The following is a 13,646-nucleotide window of genomic DNA, read 5'->3' as shown; positions in this document are numbered from 1 at the left end:
GACCCGCTAGGATGATGGGATGAAGCGGACTCCCTCGCGATTCCTGGCGTCGCTGTTCCTGGGCGGGTGGCTCTGTGCCTGCGCGTCCGTGCCGAAATCCTCCGCCACCCCGCGCGAACCTGTCGCCACGCGGCTCCAGCGGGCGGTGGACCACGCCTGGGCGAAGAAGCTGGACCTGGCACACGCGGAGATCGACGGAGTCCTGGAGGAGGAGCCGCTGTCCCGGTCGGCGTGGATCGTCCGGGCGTGTCTGTTCCTGGAGGCGGGAAAGCTGGATGCCGCGGCCCGCGCCGTGGAGCGCTTGCATGAGCTGGCGCCCGGGGACCCGGAGCCGCGCGTGCTCGCGGCCCTCATCGACCAGCGCCGTCTTCAGCCGAAGGGGAGCTGGCTGGATGCCATGCGGCAGGCGTGGTTCGACGCGGGACGTCCCAGCTTCCACCACCATGACGACCGCACGGAGCTCGTCCCGGAGATGCAGAACGTCGTCGCCATCGTCTGGGCACGGACCGAGGACGTGGAGGACCGGTTCATCGCCATGCTGACGGGCTCGGTGTCCGAGGCGCAGGAACAGTGGATGATGGACCACCTCTCCGGACTGCGGAACCCGGTCCTGAGGCTCGCCGCGTTCGAATACTTCCACCGGAGCATCGGCCCGCGTGTGGTGGCGCAGGCGCGCAAGCGGGGGCGGGACCTCCTGCGGCCGGAGATGGTGGCGCTGGCCTCCCGGTCGGACCATTCCGACCTGCCGCTGTTGCTGCTGTTGGGCGAGACCTCCGAGCAGGCGCCGCTCACGCAGGACGAACTGCGGGAGCTGGAGCGGATCGCGGAGCTGCCCCAATACCGGGCGACGCGCATGGCCGGGCTGGGCGATAGCGCCCAGTGGCGCCTGGAGTCGCAAGGGGTCCGCTATCCCGATTGGCCGTTCTACTGGGCGGCCATGGGGACGCGGCTCCTGCACGGTCCCAGGCAGCTGCTGTCACGGCTGGAGGTGACGAAGGAGCGGCTGACGCCCGAGGAGCGGCTCCGGCTAGGGCATGCGCTGTGGAAGCTGGGCGGACACTTCCGGGAGGGCTCCACGACCTGGGAGGTCTGGAAGGGCTCCGAGTTGATGGAGCAGGGCGCCCAGTTGAAGGGAGACGAAGCCGGGCGCGCGTGGGCGGCGGCGGAGGTCAAACGCGACGAGCACGCGGTCATGACCTTCGACCAGTTCCGGTTCGAGCTGTGGCCCCTCCCGACCTTCCAGCGCGAGTGGGTGGAAGCGAGCCTGTATGACGAACAGCGGCTCGCGGAATCGTTCCTCGCACCTTGAGCGCTTAGAGCGTCACCAGCCCCATCCGCGCCGCGCGCACCACCGCCTCCGTGCGGCGCTGCACGCCCAGCTTGGCCAGCACCGCGTTCACATGAAACTTGGCGGTGTGCTCGCTGATGGCCAGCCGGTCCGCGATGGCCTTGTTCGACAGGCCCTCCGCCAGCAGCCCCAGCACCTCGCGCTCGCGCGGCGTCAGCGTGTCCGGGCCCGGGGCTCCCGTGGGCGCCGTGCTCCTGGGGGCGGCGCGCACGTGGGACAGGCCCGGCTCGAACACCGTGAGGCCTCGCGCGACCGCGTGCAGCGCGGCGCCCAGCATCCCCGGCGCCACGTCGCGGAACAGCAGGCCCTTCGCGCCCGCGCCCAGTGCCAACTCCCCCGCCGCCTCGTCCGCCACCAGCGCCAGCACCGGCGCGCCCAGGTCCGGCGCCGCGCCTTCCTCCAGCCGCAGGCCCGTGTCCCAGAGCACCACGTCGGGCGGCTCACCCCGCGCTGCCTCCAGCTCCTCCTGTGTGCCCGCCGCCACCACCGTCCAGGCCTCCGCTTGGTCGCTCAGCGCCCGTGCGAGCGCACCCCGGGCCAGGGGGTCCTCCGACACGAGCGCGAGCCTGGGCGATGACGAGGGCGCATCCAACATGAGCCCCTCATCCCTAACCGCGCCCGCCGCGTTCGCCACACCGCACGGCGCAGGACGCCTTTGCTTCCCTCTGGGCCGCGCCCCTGTGAAGAATCGTGAAGTCCTCCCGGGAGGGGTACGCAATGACGGTTCGGACGACGCGGTGGTGGGTGGCGGGGCTGCTCTTCGTGGCGAGCGCCCAGGCCGCCACGTCCCCCTTCACGAAGCGCGGCGATGAAATCGTCAACCTCGTGCGCACCCGCTACGTCGACGCGGCGAAGGGCGCCGCCTGGGCCGATGCGCACCAGGGCTACGCCGCCGACGCGAAGGACGTGGAGGACTTCACCCGGCGCACGAACGCGGCGCTCGCGGAGCTGAAGACCTCCCACACGGCCTACTACCCGAAGGAGAGCCCCGGCCACGCGGAGGTGACCTCCATCTTCCAGACCTTCCTCAAGAAGGAGGACATCGCGGCCACCGGCATCGGCGTGGACGTGCGGGAGACTCCGGAAGGCTTCTTCGTCCGCCACGTCTTCGCGGACGGCCCCGGCGCGAAGGCGGGCCTCTTGCGCGGGGACCGGCTCGTCACCGTGGAGGGCAAGCCCTTCCACCCCTGGCACGCCTTCACGAACCGCGCGGGCAAGGCCACGCGCCTCACCGTGGAGCGCGTGAAGGGCGCCGCGCCCCTGTCACTCACCGTCACGCCCCGTCGCATGAACCCGCGCAAGGAATGGCTCGCGGTCCAGAAGGCCAGTGGGCAGGTCGTGGAGCGCCAGGGCCGCCGCGTCGCCTACCAACACGTCTATGCGTGCGCGGGCGACGAGTACCAGCAGGCCTTGGAGGAGGCGCTCCAGGACACCTTCGCGGACGCGGACGCGCTCGTCATCGACTTCCGCGACGGCTGGGGCGGATGCAGCCCGGCCTTCATCAACCTCTTCAACCCCCAGGTCTCCCTCCTCGTCAACACCGGCCGCGATGGCAAGATGCGTCCCTACGCGCTGTCCTGGCGCAAGCCGGTGGTGCTGCTCGTCAACGGCAACTCGCGCAGCGGCAAGGAGCTGGTGGCCTTCGCGATGAAGCGCCACCGGCTGGCGACGCTCGTGGGCGAGCGGACCGCGGGCGCGGTGCTGGCCGGCGGGCCGCAGGAGCTGTCCAACGGGGACCTGCTCTACCTCGCCGTCATGGACGTGACCGTGGACGGCGAGCGGCTGGAGGGCGTGGGTGTCCCCGTGGACGTGGCGGTCCCGGACGCGCTGCCGTACGCGGCCGGCGCGGATCCGCAGAGGGAGAAGGCGCTGGACGTGGCCGCCTCCCAGGTGAAGGGCTGAAGGCCTTCAGCGCAGCGTGACGCCGTGCCCCAGCGCGTCCGGGTCCAGGGTCAGCCGCGAGCCCTCGTACCGGCCGCCGCCCTGGAACGGGTGGTTCGCGATGAACAGCGGCGTGTCCAGGTCCGCGTAGCTGAAGCCGCCCAGCCCCGCCGCCAGGTGCGCGGACGCGGTCATCGCGAGCACGCTCTCCACCATGCCGCCCACCATCAGCTCCAGCCCCGCCGCTCGGGCGAGGCTCCACATCGTCACCGCGTCCACCATCCCGCACTTCATCGTCTTGATGTTGATGCCGTGGCACGCGTTCTCACGGATGAGCCGCAGCACGTCCTTCACCGAGCGCGCCGACTCGTCCGCGCACACGGAGACCCGCGAGCGGCGCGTCACCTCCGCGAGCCCCGCGACGTCGGCCACCGGCTGCTCGAACAGCGACAGCGGCACCTCCGCGCGCTCCAGCTCCTTGAGGAACGCCAGCGCCTCCGCCACGTCATAGCCCCCGTTCGCGTCCGCGATGAGCCGCGCCTTCGGGGCCTCCTGGTGGATGGCCACGAGCCGCGCCGCGTCCGCGTCCGGGTCCAGCGCGCCGACCTTCACCTTCACCGTGTCGATGCCCCGCCCCAGGATGGCTCGCGTCGACGCCACCGCGTGCGTCACGTCTCCGGCGGTGACCGTCATGTCGATGTCCAGCGACGTCCCCGCCCCGCCGAAGAAGGCGTACATCGGGATGCGGTGGTGCCGCGTGAGCGCGTCCAGGAGCGCGATCTCCACGCCACACCGCGCGGCCGGCGCCAGCGCCAGCGCATCCCCCAGCGCCTCCGACGCCGGCCGCCACTCCTGGGCGTCGCGGCCCACCAGCAGCTCGCGCACCGGCTCCAAGGAAGCGAGCGTGCTGACCTGCGTCTCTCCGCTTACCGCGGTGAAGGGCGCCGCCTCGCCCAACCCCACGGTGCCGTCCGCGAGCGTCACGCGCACGAGCACGTTCTCCGCCGCCAACTGCGCGCCGGTGGCGATGGCGAAGGGCTCCGTCAGGGACAGGTGCAGCGGTTCGAACGCGACGTGCGTGATGAGGGTAGGGCGCATGGGCAGGCACGAGTGTGGCCGACGTTCCGGTCCAGAGGGGAGTCTTTCCTTTCCTTCCGGCTTTCACTCTCACGTGTCTGTAATTCGAGAAGGTTAAGAAAGATACGAAGACTGGGGCTGGCTTGAGCCGCCGTGCGATTCGTGGCGACATGCGGGCTTCCCGGGGGTTGGGCGGTACCTGGGCCGCGAGGAGCCGGATGTCCGCGACCGATACGACCGTGGCCCTTCCGCTCCCGGATGCATTCCTGGCCGCGTTGGAAGAGGCCGAGCGCGAGCACCCCGAGGCGTGCATGGTGCTGCGCGCCGTGCGCTCGCCGGGCGGCGCCATCCTGGACTTCGAGTGGCTGTGGGCGAACCCCGCCGCGGCGCGTGCGCTGGGCCGGGGGCCGGAGTACCTGCGCGGCCGGCGCCTGGGCGAGGTGTCCGCGAAGGGGGGCATCGCCGGCCGCCTGGACCTGTTGCGCCAGGTGGTGGAGTCCGGCCGGCCGCACGCGGACCACTTCACCGAAGGGGAGGTGCTGCTGCAGGGCACGGCGGTGCCGCTGCGGGACGGGGTGCTGTTACGCCTCCGTGACATCACCAGCGCCCAGCGGGTGGAGGAGGGGCTGCGCGAGACGCTGGACTGGGTGCGCGACGTGCTGGAGAGCATGCCGGACGCCTTCTTCACCGTGGACACGGACTGGCGCCTCACCTACGTGAACCGCAACGCCGCCGCGCTCACCGGCCGCCCCCAGGAGGAGCTCTTCCGCCGCGTGCTATGGGAGGCGTGCCCGGAGCTGTGCGGCACCCCGTTCGAGCGCACGATGCGCGAGGTGGCCGCCGAGGAGAGCTACCGCCTCTTCGAGCTGCGCACCGGCAGGGACCGCTGGCACGAGGTGCACGCCTGGTCCAGCGGCCGCAACATCTCCACCTACGCGCGCGACATCACCGACAAGAAGCGCGTGCAGGCGGAGCGCGACGCGCTGCTCACCCGCGAGCACTCCGGCCGCCTGGAGGCGGAGGCCCTGGCCCAGCGCCGCACGCACGAGCTGATGGCCGCGCGCGAGCGGCTGGTGCAGTCGGAGAAGCTGGCCATGGCGGGCCAGCTGGCCGCGGGCGTGGGCCACGAAATCAACAACCCCCTGTCCTACGTCGCCGGCAACCTCCAGTTCGCGGTGGAGCAGCTCACGCCGCTCGCCCGTCGCCCGGAGCTCCAGGACGCGGTGGGCGAGGCGCTGGAGGCGCTGCGCGAGGCGAAGGAGGGCGCGGAGCGGATCCGCGTCATCGTGCGCGACCTGCAGACCTTCGCCCGCGCGGACGAGCTGCGCCTGGGGCCCGTGGACGTGCACACGGCGCTGGAGTTCGGCATCTCCATGGCGATGACCCACCTGCGAAGCCGCGCCCAGGTGGAGCGCCACTACGGCCAGGTGCCGCCCGCGCTGGCGCACGAGGCGCGCCTGGGGCAGGTGTTCCTCCACCTGCTCATCAACGCCGCGCACGCCATCCCCGCCGGCGCCTTCGACCGGCACAGCGTGACGCTCACCACCCGCCGCGAGGGCGCGTGGGTGCTGGCGGAGGTGTCCGACACCGGCCTGGGCATGACGCCGGAGGTGCTCCAGCGCGCCTTCGAGCCGTTCTTCACCACGCGCCCCGTGGGGGAGGGCAGCGGCCTGGGGCTGTCCATCTGCCTGGGGCTCGTGCGCAGCATGCACGGCGAATTGACGGCCACCAGCATCCCCGGCCTGGGCAGCACCTTCCAGGTGCGGCTGCCCGTCTCGGAGCCCATCGTGCACCCGGGCGTCCCCGCGGTGCGCACGGACGACGGGCCCTTGCGCAAGCGCGTGCTGGTGGTGGACGACGAGCCGCAGCTCACCTCGGTGCTCCGGCGCATCCTCGGCCGGCAGCATGACGTGGTGGTGGCGCACAGCGGCCGGGAGGCGCTGGCGCTGCTGGAGCAGGACGACGCCTTCGACCGCGTCTTCTGCGACCTGATGATGGCGGACCTCACCGGCATGGACGTGCACGCGGAGCTGTCGCGGCGCCGGCCGGAGCTCCTGTCGCGCTTCGTGTTCATGACGGGCGGCAGCTTCACGGAGCGCGCCCGCGCCTTCCTCCAGGCCGTGCCGCTGCCGCGCATCGAGAAGCCCTTCGAGCCGGGCCTCCTGCACTCGCTGGTGGAGTCCTCGCCGCCGCGCGCCGGTCAGCGCGGCGGCGAGAGTGGGGGCGCTACAGCTTCACCTCGTCGCGCTCCGGGCGGGTGATGAACGCGGTGCTCGGGTTCGCGGGGTCGGCCAGCCGCTTCAGCAGGCTGTCCATGCCGTTGGAGCGCGCGAAGGCCATCTCGTTCTTCGTCACGCCCACCAGCGTGAGCAGCTCCACCTGGCCGCTGGGCAGGGTGAAGTGGCTGGGGCGGTTGGCGTCCTTCACGAACACGAAGCCGGCGAGCTTCGTTTCACTGCCGGTGAGCGTGCCGTCCACCGGGTAGCGGTGGCCCATGGCGAACAGCCGCGCGCACACGAGGTTGTAGGCCATCATGTCCAGGAGGCGCAGCACCGGCCAGCGCTCCTCCTCGGGCGTGTGGATGACCATCTCGTAGCCCAGGCCGCTCCTGGCGTCGTCCGCCAGGTCCTCGCCGGGGGCCACCGTGAAGGGGTTGGACAGGCCGCTGGTCACGTAGGTCCAGTACGGGTGCTCCGGACTGGGAGGCGCCACGCGCACGCCCATGGGCAGCCAGTTCGGATCCATCTCCGTGCCCTGGGCCAGCTCGCTCTCCAGCCACCCCTCCAGCACGCCGGTGCCCTCCAGGAGGTCTACCTCCTCACGGATGGCGCCGAACAGCTTGGGGTACTCCACCTCGTCGCGGTCCGCCCAGCAGTCTTCGTACCACTGGATGAAGTCTTCCTCTGTCTCCGGGACTTTCATGAGGGCGGACTCTAGAGGTTCACCCCGATTTCACAACTTGAACCGAGCGCGGATGCCCACCGGCCGGTGGGCTGGCGGACAGACGTTCAGGTTTTCAGGTTCCGGTGGACCCTCTGGCTCCGGTTGACCCAGGGGTTCCCCACGGTTTGAGGCCGCAGATGCGCTCCGCCTCTTCCACGGCGGGTGCCAGCCGCGCGTGCTCCATGCGCAGGAAGCTCCGCACGGCCTTGTCCAGGCGTTTGTCGAAAATCAGGTGGGCGCTGTGCACGGCGGTGGGCTCGAAGCCGCGAGACACCTTGTGTTCGCCGCCGGCGCCGGGCTCGAAGACCTTGCGGCCCGAGCGGATGCAGTCGTCCACGGAGTGATACAGGCAGACGTTGAAGTGCAGGAAGGGGTGCTCCTCCGTGCAGCCCCAGTAGCGGCCGTAGAGCCGCTCCGGAGTGGCCAGGTTGAAGGCCCCGGCGATGACCTGCCCGTCCTTCACCGCCTCCACCATCTCCACGGCGTCGGGCAGGTCGCGGAAGACGCGCTCGAAGAAGCCCGGGGTGAGCTGCACCTGGCCCCAGGCGTGGCGCTCGCAGGTGGACGTGTAGAAGGTATAGGCGCGTTGGGCGTGCTCTTGCGTCAGGTCCGCGCCGCGCACGGTGCGCACCTGGATGCCCTGCGTGGCCGCGGCGGCGCGCTCGCGCTTGAGCTGGTTGCGGCGCTTGGAGTCGAAGCGGGCCAGGTAGTCTTCGTAGCCCTGGTAGCCCGGGTTCTTCCAATGGAACTGGAGGGTAATCCGGCGCGCGAGCCCGGCATCCTCCAGGAAGTCCGCCTCTTCATCCGTGGGGTAGAGCACGTGCACGCCGGAGCAGTCCTGCGCCTGCGCGGTCTCCACGGCGGCCTGGAGGAGCGCTCGGCGCAGAAGCGCGGCGTCTTCTCCGGGGGCGGTAAGGAAGCGCGGCACGGTGGCGGGGGACAGGGGGCCGCCCACGAGCAGCTTCGGGTAGTACTCCACGCCCAGCTGGGCGGCGGCGTTGGCCCAGCCGAAGTCGTAGATGTACTCGCCCATGCTGTGGAACTTGAGGTAGGCGGGCGCGGCGGCGACCAGCTTCTTGCCCCGCCACAGTGTCAGGTGGTGCGGGGCCCAGCCGGTGTCCTCGGTGGCGCTGCCGCTCTCCTCCATGGCGGACAGCCACGCGTGGCGCACGAAGGGGGGCGCGCCGTCGGCGACCAGGGCATCCCATTGGGCGGCCGGGACATCGCGGATGGCATCGAGAATGCGGACCTTGAGCGGGGTGTCGGCGGGCACGGGAGCAGTCTTAACGCGGGCCTGTTCCCTTCGCTCCCGTTCGTCCCGCTGGAGGGCATCCGGGCGAGGGGGCCCGGGGCCGCTCAGGAGGCCTTCTTGCGGGGCGGCGCCTTGGTCCGGGCGCTCATCACGCGGGCCACGTTGTCCTCGATCCAGGTGGTCAGCGCCTCCACGTGGACGGCCACCTCTTCGCCCAGGGGCGTGAGGCTGTAGTCCACGTGGGGGGGAATCACGGGGTGGGCTTCCCGGTGCACGAAGCCGTCCTGTTCCAGGGCCTGGAGCGTCTGGGCGAGCATCTTCTCGCTCACCCCGCCCACCTTGCGGCGCAGCTCGCTGAAGCGGTGGGTGCCTTCCTCCTTGAGCGCGACGAGCACCAGCACGCCCCACTGGCTGGTGACGTGCTCCAGGACGCCGCGCGAGGGACACGCCGCCGCGTACAGGTCCCCGCGCTGCTTCACCTTCTCCAGCAATGGACTGCCCTTGCTTGCCTTCATGATGGGACACTTACCATGAGGTGCGTACTTACGAAAAGTGAGTACCCCCGTTACGGTAAGCCCCAGTTCGATTTCGCGCCTGGAGCGCGGGAAGGAAAGGGCAAAAGCCATGTTCGTGGTCACGGGAGCGACGGGGAAGCTGGGCCAGTTCGTCGTGGAGGGGTTGCTGAAGAAGGTGCCGGCGGACCAGGTGGTGGTGGCGGTGCGTAATCCGGACAAGGCGAAGGCCTGGGCCGCGCGCGGCGTGCAGGTGCGCAAGGTGGACTACGACCGCCCGGAGACGCTGAACGGGGCGTTCGGGAAGGGGGACACGGTGCTGCTCATCTCCGCGAACGAGGTGGGGAAGCGCTTCCCGCAGCACTCGGTGGTGATTGAAGCGGCGAAGAAGGCGGGCGTGAAGTTGCTGGCCTACACGAGCATCCTGTTCGCGGACAAGAGCGGCCTGTCGCTGGCGGGGGAGCACAAGGCGACGGAGGAGGCCATCCGCGCGTCGGGCATCCCGTACGTGTTCCTGCGCAACGGCTGGTACGTGGAGAACTACACGGAGCACGTGGGGCCGGCGCTTCAGTACGGCGTGGTGCAGGGCAGCGCGAAGGAGGGCCGGGTGGCCACGGCGACGCGTCAGGAGTACGCGGACGCGGCGGTGGCGGTGCTGACGGGCACGGGCCACGAGAACCAGGTGTACGAGCTGGCGGGGGACGCGAGCTTCACGCTGCCGGAGTACGTGGCGGAGCTGTCGCGCCAGTCGGGCAAGCCGGTGAAGTACGTGGACCTGCCGGTGGCGGAGTTCTCCGCGGCGCTCCAGCAGGTGGGCGTGCCCAAGCCCTTCGCGGACACGCTGGCGGACGCGGACGCGGGCCTGTCGCGCGGGGAGCTGAACGACACGAGCCGCACGCTGAGCCGGCTCATTGGCCGGCCCACGGCGCCGTTCGGGAACGCCATTGGCGCGGCGCTGAAGCAGGGCTGAGTTTTGGGCGGCGCCCTCTGGCCCGCGAGGTCACCTCGCGGGTCAGGCTTCCTCGTCGGGTAGAAGCGTGCGGAGAAGTTCGTCGTCGGGCCCGAGCGGTTGCCAGCCGGGTGGTGGAGGATGGGCGAGGAGCGCATCGCCGGCCCGGTCCACGCGCTCCTTGTGCGTTTCTGGGGTGTAGGCGAACCACGTCCCGAGCCCCAGGGCCACCTCTCCTCGGCTTACGTCGTCCAGCGCCCCCGGCCAACCATTTGGGAACCTCTCGGCCAACTCGCGCACGAGGACGTCACGAACCAAACGCGTGACTTGCTTGCGTTGCTGCGCCTCGTACAGCAAGCCGCTTAGGACCTGCACGGCAGCAACGTCGCTGCCAAGCTCGTCGGCCAGCGCGTATAGCGGGACAGCAGGGCGTGCTTCGGCAAAAGCGATGAGGGAGTCAAAGCCCCGTTCACGAGCCCTCTCGTACAAGCGCGCCTTGATGTTGCCCCGCCAGGCTTCTCCGCCACTCATCGGCTTCTTCCGGAGGTGAAGCTCATCGGGATTCTGTAGTCCCGCATACGCATCGCGACTTCCTTCAAGATCTCATTCCGCATCAATTTTCGGCCGGCCTTCATCTCGGCTTTGAACAGTACCTCCATCATCATCCGGTTCCACTCACCGGGCCACATGCGCCCCAGCTTCCAGTTTCCCCCACCGTGAATCGCCTCGTGGTGGGCCTGCTCCAACCGGACGCAAAACTGGTCGATGTCCATGTCGTCCTTGAAGCCGCGCTGCTCGAACCACTCGCGGTGCTCTTGCGGCAGCACATGGTGCTTCGGAGCGTCCGCCATGCCCGCCCCCGCTCTGCCCGTCACCTGCATGCCGCGCACTTCCGGGCTGTCCCCCAGCGCGTCGCGTACACCCTTGGGCAGGTCCTGATGCGCCTGGGCCATCATGACCTGTCCACCCTGAATGAGGACGGCCGCGCTGACGGCGGGAACGGAGATGACGCCCGCCTGCACGAGCCTTCGCATCATCGCCACCCACTCGGCGGAGACCACCATCCGCGAGCCCACCATGACTCCACCCGAGCTCATCACGAGGCCCACGCCAAGCGTCGCCGGAGCCGAGGGCGGCACGCGTGGCAGGGACAGCCTCATCGTGGAAATCATGGTGACCATCTCCACCGCCTGCATCGCCGCGATGACCTGCCCGCCGAACTTCATGGTCGCGCGAGTCTCTCGCTGGAGCGTGTCGAACTCGCGGGTCAGCTTCCCCATCAACTCGGGCATCGCGGTCGTCGCCGCCTCCACGCGCTCCGGGTCCAGTGAAGCCAGGTCCGTCAGCGTGGGCTCCATCAGCCCCTGCACGCGATGCAGGTCCGTGAAGAGCTTCTCGACGCTGCACATCGGGCAATTGCGAAGCACGGCGTCCGCGAGGTGGAGGACGTCCACCCATGTGGCCAGCAGGAGTGTCCCGAATTGAGCCGCCTGGAGCTTCGGCCCTGTCAGACGCAGGAGGCCCAGCTCCATGTCCGTGTCGCCAACCTCCGAGGCCGCATCCGTCAACGCGGTGGCGCTCCCCAGCGCGTCATGAAGCCACGTCACCTGGTTGGAGCCCTGGTCGAGGTAACGCGTGAAGACGCCGGTGAGGCTCCAGCCCCAAGGGTCTGGAGGACGGGCCGCCAGCTTGGTGAACGCGGCCTCGACGCCGCGCAGGGAGCCTTTCACTTCGTCCGTGGCGTCGAGGACTGCCTGACGCGTCGATGCAGCGCTCCGGGCCCCGCCCCCAACAGCGCCCTTTCTGCTGCCGACTCCCACTGCTGTCACGTCGTCACGCGGCGGCTGGCGACGCAGGAGCCGCTGCTCAGACCCGGAGAAGGCGCGTGGGACGGAGTCCCAGGCGCGCGGGGGCTCATCGTTCGGAACATCCTCCCACGCGGGCGAGCGGGCCTCACGCGGCGCGTAGCTCAAGCTTCGGCCACGCCCAGGCGCCTGCGACACGGAGGCGCATCCCGTGGCCATCAGCACCAGGGCCAGCAACAGGGCATCAGCGCGCATTGTCCACCCCTAAGCCCACTGACCTGAAAGCACCCGGACGCAGTGCCCCGTCAACGTTCGGGAACAGCCGCGTGCCGCCTGTGGCCACCAGTTGGATGAAGCCTTCCGCCACCTGCGCGCGGAAGGAACGCGAGCGGCGCCACCTCCAGCCGTGCCAGTGAGGACCAGGATCGGGAGGGTCCCTTGGGGACTGAAGCCCCGGAGTCAGGCGAAGCCGTCGCCGCTCCTCGCCTGGCAAGGTGCCCCAGCCACAGCACAGCCCACCAGCGGTTGCCCCTCACTCACGCCTTCTGACTGCACTCCGGTGCGGCGTGCAGAGCCCGGTCATAACCGCCAGGCCCGACACGTTGGCCGGGACCGGACGATGCGTGCCCCAGAAGGCATGGAGAGAGGCGAGGACACGGCGGCCATGGTGGGGCGCTCACCCTTTCAGCCAGAAGTAGGTGCTGGCGCTGGTGAGCGCCTTCTCCAGGAAGTCGCTGAAGGAGACGGCGAACTGGGCGAGCGTGGCGGGAGGAGATTTCGGCCAGCAGCCGTTGCATGTTCGTGGACGTCACCGGTGCATACGTGTCCGGTCCGGAAGATTGGCGTGGAACGGGCGGCTTGGGTAGGGTCCAGGTTCGATGCGTAACGTCCTACCTGGCTGGTTCGTTGTCCTGTTCGCCCTCGTGGCCACACCTGCCCTGGCGGGGCCGAGAGAGAGGGCTCAGGTCCGGACCCTGGTGCTGTCGGAGCACCCGGACGACGCGGCTCATCGCATCCACGTGGCGGGGCAGATCGTCACGGTGCTCCGGTTCGAGCAACCCTGCGACCCTCTGAAGACGAAGCTGCTCGGGTGGGAGGGACGCTTCGAGCCGCTGGTGGTCGCGGGGAAGCGCGTGGTGATTGAACCCCTCCGCGCCCTCGGGCCGGATGAGAGCGTTCCCCTGCTCGTGACGCTCGCGGATGGGACCGCGATGTCGTTCCTGCTGCGGCCGCCTTTCACGGAGGAGGGCGGCTGGACGGATCAGCAGGTAGACGTCTTCAAGGACCGGGAGAGCTATCAGGCCCTGGTCTCCGTCCTGACACGCACGCTCAGGGCGAAGAGCGAGTTGGAAGAGGAGAACGCGCGGCTGCGTGAAGAGGAGACCTCCGCGGACCACGCCTTGGCGGCGCTGCTGGTGTCGGGAGCGGGGGCGCAAACGCCGTTCAAGCGGCAGCACACGTGGCGTGGATATGACGTGGATGCCCAGATCTCGATGACGGTCTATTCGGGTAAGGGCAAGGCGGCGGTCATGCTCAGCGTGATGAATCAGAGTGAGAGTCGGACCTGGCACTTGTCCCAGACGAAGCTCTTCGCGTCATCCAGTCGCTCGCCGAGGACCGTGGCCATCCGGGCTCAACGCGAGTCGATCGCCGCAGGCCAGAAAGGTGCCATCGCGTTCGTGGTGGACCGCAGTGCATTCCTCAACCCAGAGGGAAAGTTCGAGGAGCTGGCGCTGGAGGTCTACCAGCACGATGGGCGCCTCCAGGCCTCTGTGCGGCTGGACCCCCAATTGGTGCGTGAGTAAGAGCCGGGCAATGGTCTCCAGGAAGCTCGAACGCGTGTGTTGCCTTGCCTTGTCGGTACTGGCCTCGGGATGCG

Annotated in this window: 12 protein-coding genes; 5 read left to right on the top strand and 7 right to left on the bottom strand. The window is 69.8% G+C overall.

Annotated features, from left to right (window positions below):
- Positions 1-19 precede the first annotated feature (19 nt).
- Complete coding sequence (locus D7X30_RS24185) at positions 20-1,309, top strand: M48 family metallopeptidase (RefSeq protein ID WP_120565320.1); 1,290 nt, start codon at positions 20-22, stop codon at positions 1,307-1,309.
- Positions 1,310-1,313: 4 nt separating this feature from the next.
- Here D7X30_RS24185 and D7X30_RS24180 read toward each other — a convergent pair whose 3' ends face one another.
- Positions 1,314-1,943, bottom strand: a complete 630-nt coding sequence (locus D7X30_RS24180; protein ID WP_120565319.1) for a LuxR C-terminal-related transcriptional regulator — start codon at positions 1,941-1,943, stop codon at positions 1,314-1,316.
- A gap of 122 nt (positions 1,944-2,065) precedes the next feature.
- Between D7X30_RS24180 and D7X30_RS24175 the strand changes: the two genes are divergently transcribed.
- A complete protein-coding gene (locus tag D7X30_RS24175; protein WP_120565318.1) occupies positions 2,066-3,250 on the top strand; it encodes a S41 family peptidase in 1,185 nt (394 codons plus the stop codon).
- A 6-nt stretch (positions 3,251-3,256) separates the two neighbouring features.
- On the opposite strand, the gene D7X30_RS24170 is transcribed toward D7X30_RS24175, so the two are convergent.
- Positions 3,257-4,327 (bottom strand): dipeptide epimerase, encoded by a 1,071-nt coding sequence (locus D7X30_RS24170; RefSeq protein ID WP_120565317.1) that lies wholly within the window; start codon positions 4,325-4,327, stop codon positions 3,257-3,259.
- 197 nt (positions 4,328-4,524) lie between these two features.
- Between D7X30_RS24170 and D7X30_RS24165 the strand changes: the two genes are divergently transcribed.
- Entirely contained in the window at positions 4,525-6,567 is a 2,043-nt protein-coding gene (locus D7X30_RS24165) for an ATP-binding protein (protein ID WP_120565316.1), read from the top strand.
- On the opposite strand, the gene D7X30_RS24160 is transcribed toward D7X30_RS24165, so the two are convergent.
- From D7X30_RS24160 to D7X30_RS24150, 3 genes are all read right to left on the bottom strand, one after another.
- Positions 6,533-7,228 carry a suppressor of fused domain protein gene (locus D7X30_RS24160; RefSeq protein ID WP_120565315.1) on the bottom strand — a complete coding sequence of 232 codons (696 nt, stop codon included), beginning with the start codon at positions 7,226-7,228 and terminating at the stop codon, positions 6,533-6,535. The genes D7X30_RS24165 and D7X30_RS24160 overlap by 35 nt on opposite strands.
- 94 nt (positions 7,229-7,322) lie before the next feature.
- Positions 7,323-8,522 (bottom strand): GNAT family N-acetyltransferase, encoded by a 1,200-nt coding sequence (locus tag D7X30_RS24155; RefSeq protein WP_120565314.1) that lies wholly within the window; start codon positions 8,520-8,522, stop codon positions 7,323-7,325.
- A gap of 83 nt (positions 8,523-8,605) precedes the next feature.
- Positions 8,606-9,016 carry a helix-turn-helix domain-containing protein gene (locus D7X30_RS24150; RefSeq protein WP_014400500.1) on the bottom strand — a complete coding sequence of 137 codons (411 nt, stop codon included), beginning with the start codon at positions 9,014-9,016 and terminating at the stop codon, positions 8,606-8,608.
- Positions 9,017-9,125: 109 nt separating this feature from the next.
- Here D7X30_RS24150 and D7X30_RS24145 point away from each other — a divergent pair, with 109 nt between their 5' ends.
- Positions 9,126-9,983 (top strand): SDR family oxidoreductase, encoded by an 858-nt coding sequence (locus D7X30_RS24145; RefSeq protein ID WP_120565313.1) that lies wholly within the window; start codon positions 9,126-9,128, stop codon positions 9,981-9,983.
- Between the two features lie 42 nt (positions 9,984-10,025).
- Here the strand turns inward: D7X30_RS24145 and D7X30_RS24140 are convergent, their stop codons facing one another.
- Both D7X30_RS24140 and D7X30_RS24135 read right to left on the bottom strand, forming a co-directional pair.
- Positions 10,026-10,493, bottom strand: a complete 468-nt coding sequence (locus tag D7X30_RS24140; protein WP_120565312.1) for an NUDIX hydrolase — start codon at positions 10,491-10,493, stop codon at positions 10,026-10,028.
- Positions 10,490-11,692, bottom strand: a complete 1,203-nt coding sequence (locus tag D7X30_RS24135; RefSeq protein ID WP_370051592.1) for a DUF2380 domain-containing protein — start codon at positions 11,690-11,692, stop codon at positions 10,490-10,492. Before D7X30_RS24135 ends, D7X30_RS24140 begins: the two co-directional genes overlap by 4 nt.
- Positions 11,693-12,645: 953 nt before the next feature.
- Between D7X30_RS24135 and D7X30_RS24130 the strand changes: the two genes are divergently transcribed.
- Positions 12,646-13,572 (top strand): DUF2381 family protein, encoded by a 927-nt coding sequence (locus tag D7X30_RS24130; protein WP_120565310.1) that lies wholly within the window; start codon positions 12,646-12,648, stop codon positions 13,570-13,572.
- Positions 13,573-13,646 lie beyond the last annotated feature (74 nt).

The sequence above is a fragment of the Corallococcus sp. AB011P genome (assembly GCF_003611605.1).
Classification (GTDB): Bacteria; Myxococcota; Myxococcia; order Myxococcales; family Myxococcaceae; genus Corallococcus; species Corallococcus coralloides.
The sequence above is the reverse complement of the archived record's forward strand: the minus strand, read 5'-3'. Positions and strand labels throughout refer to the sequence as shown.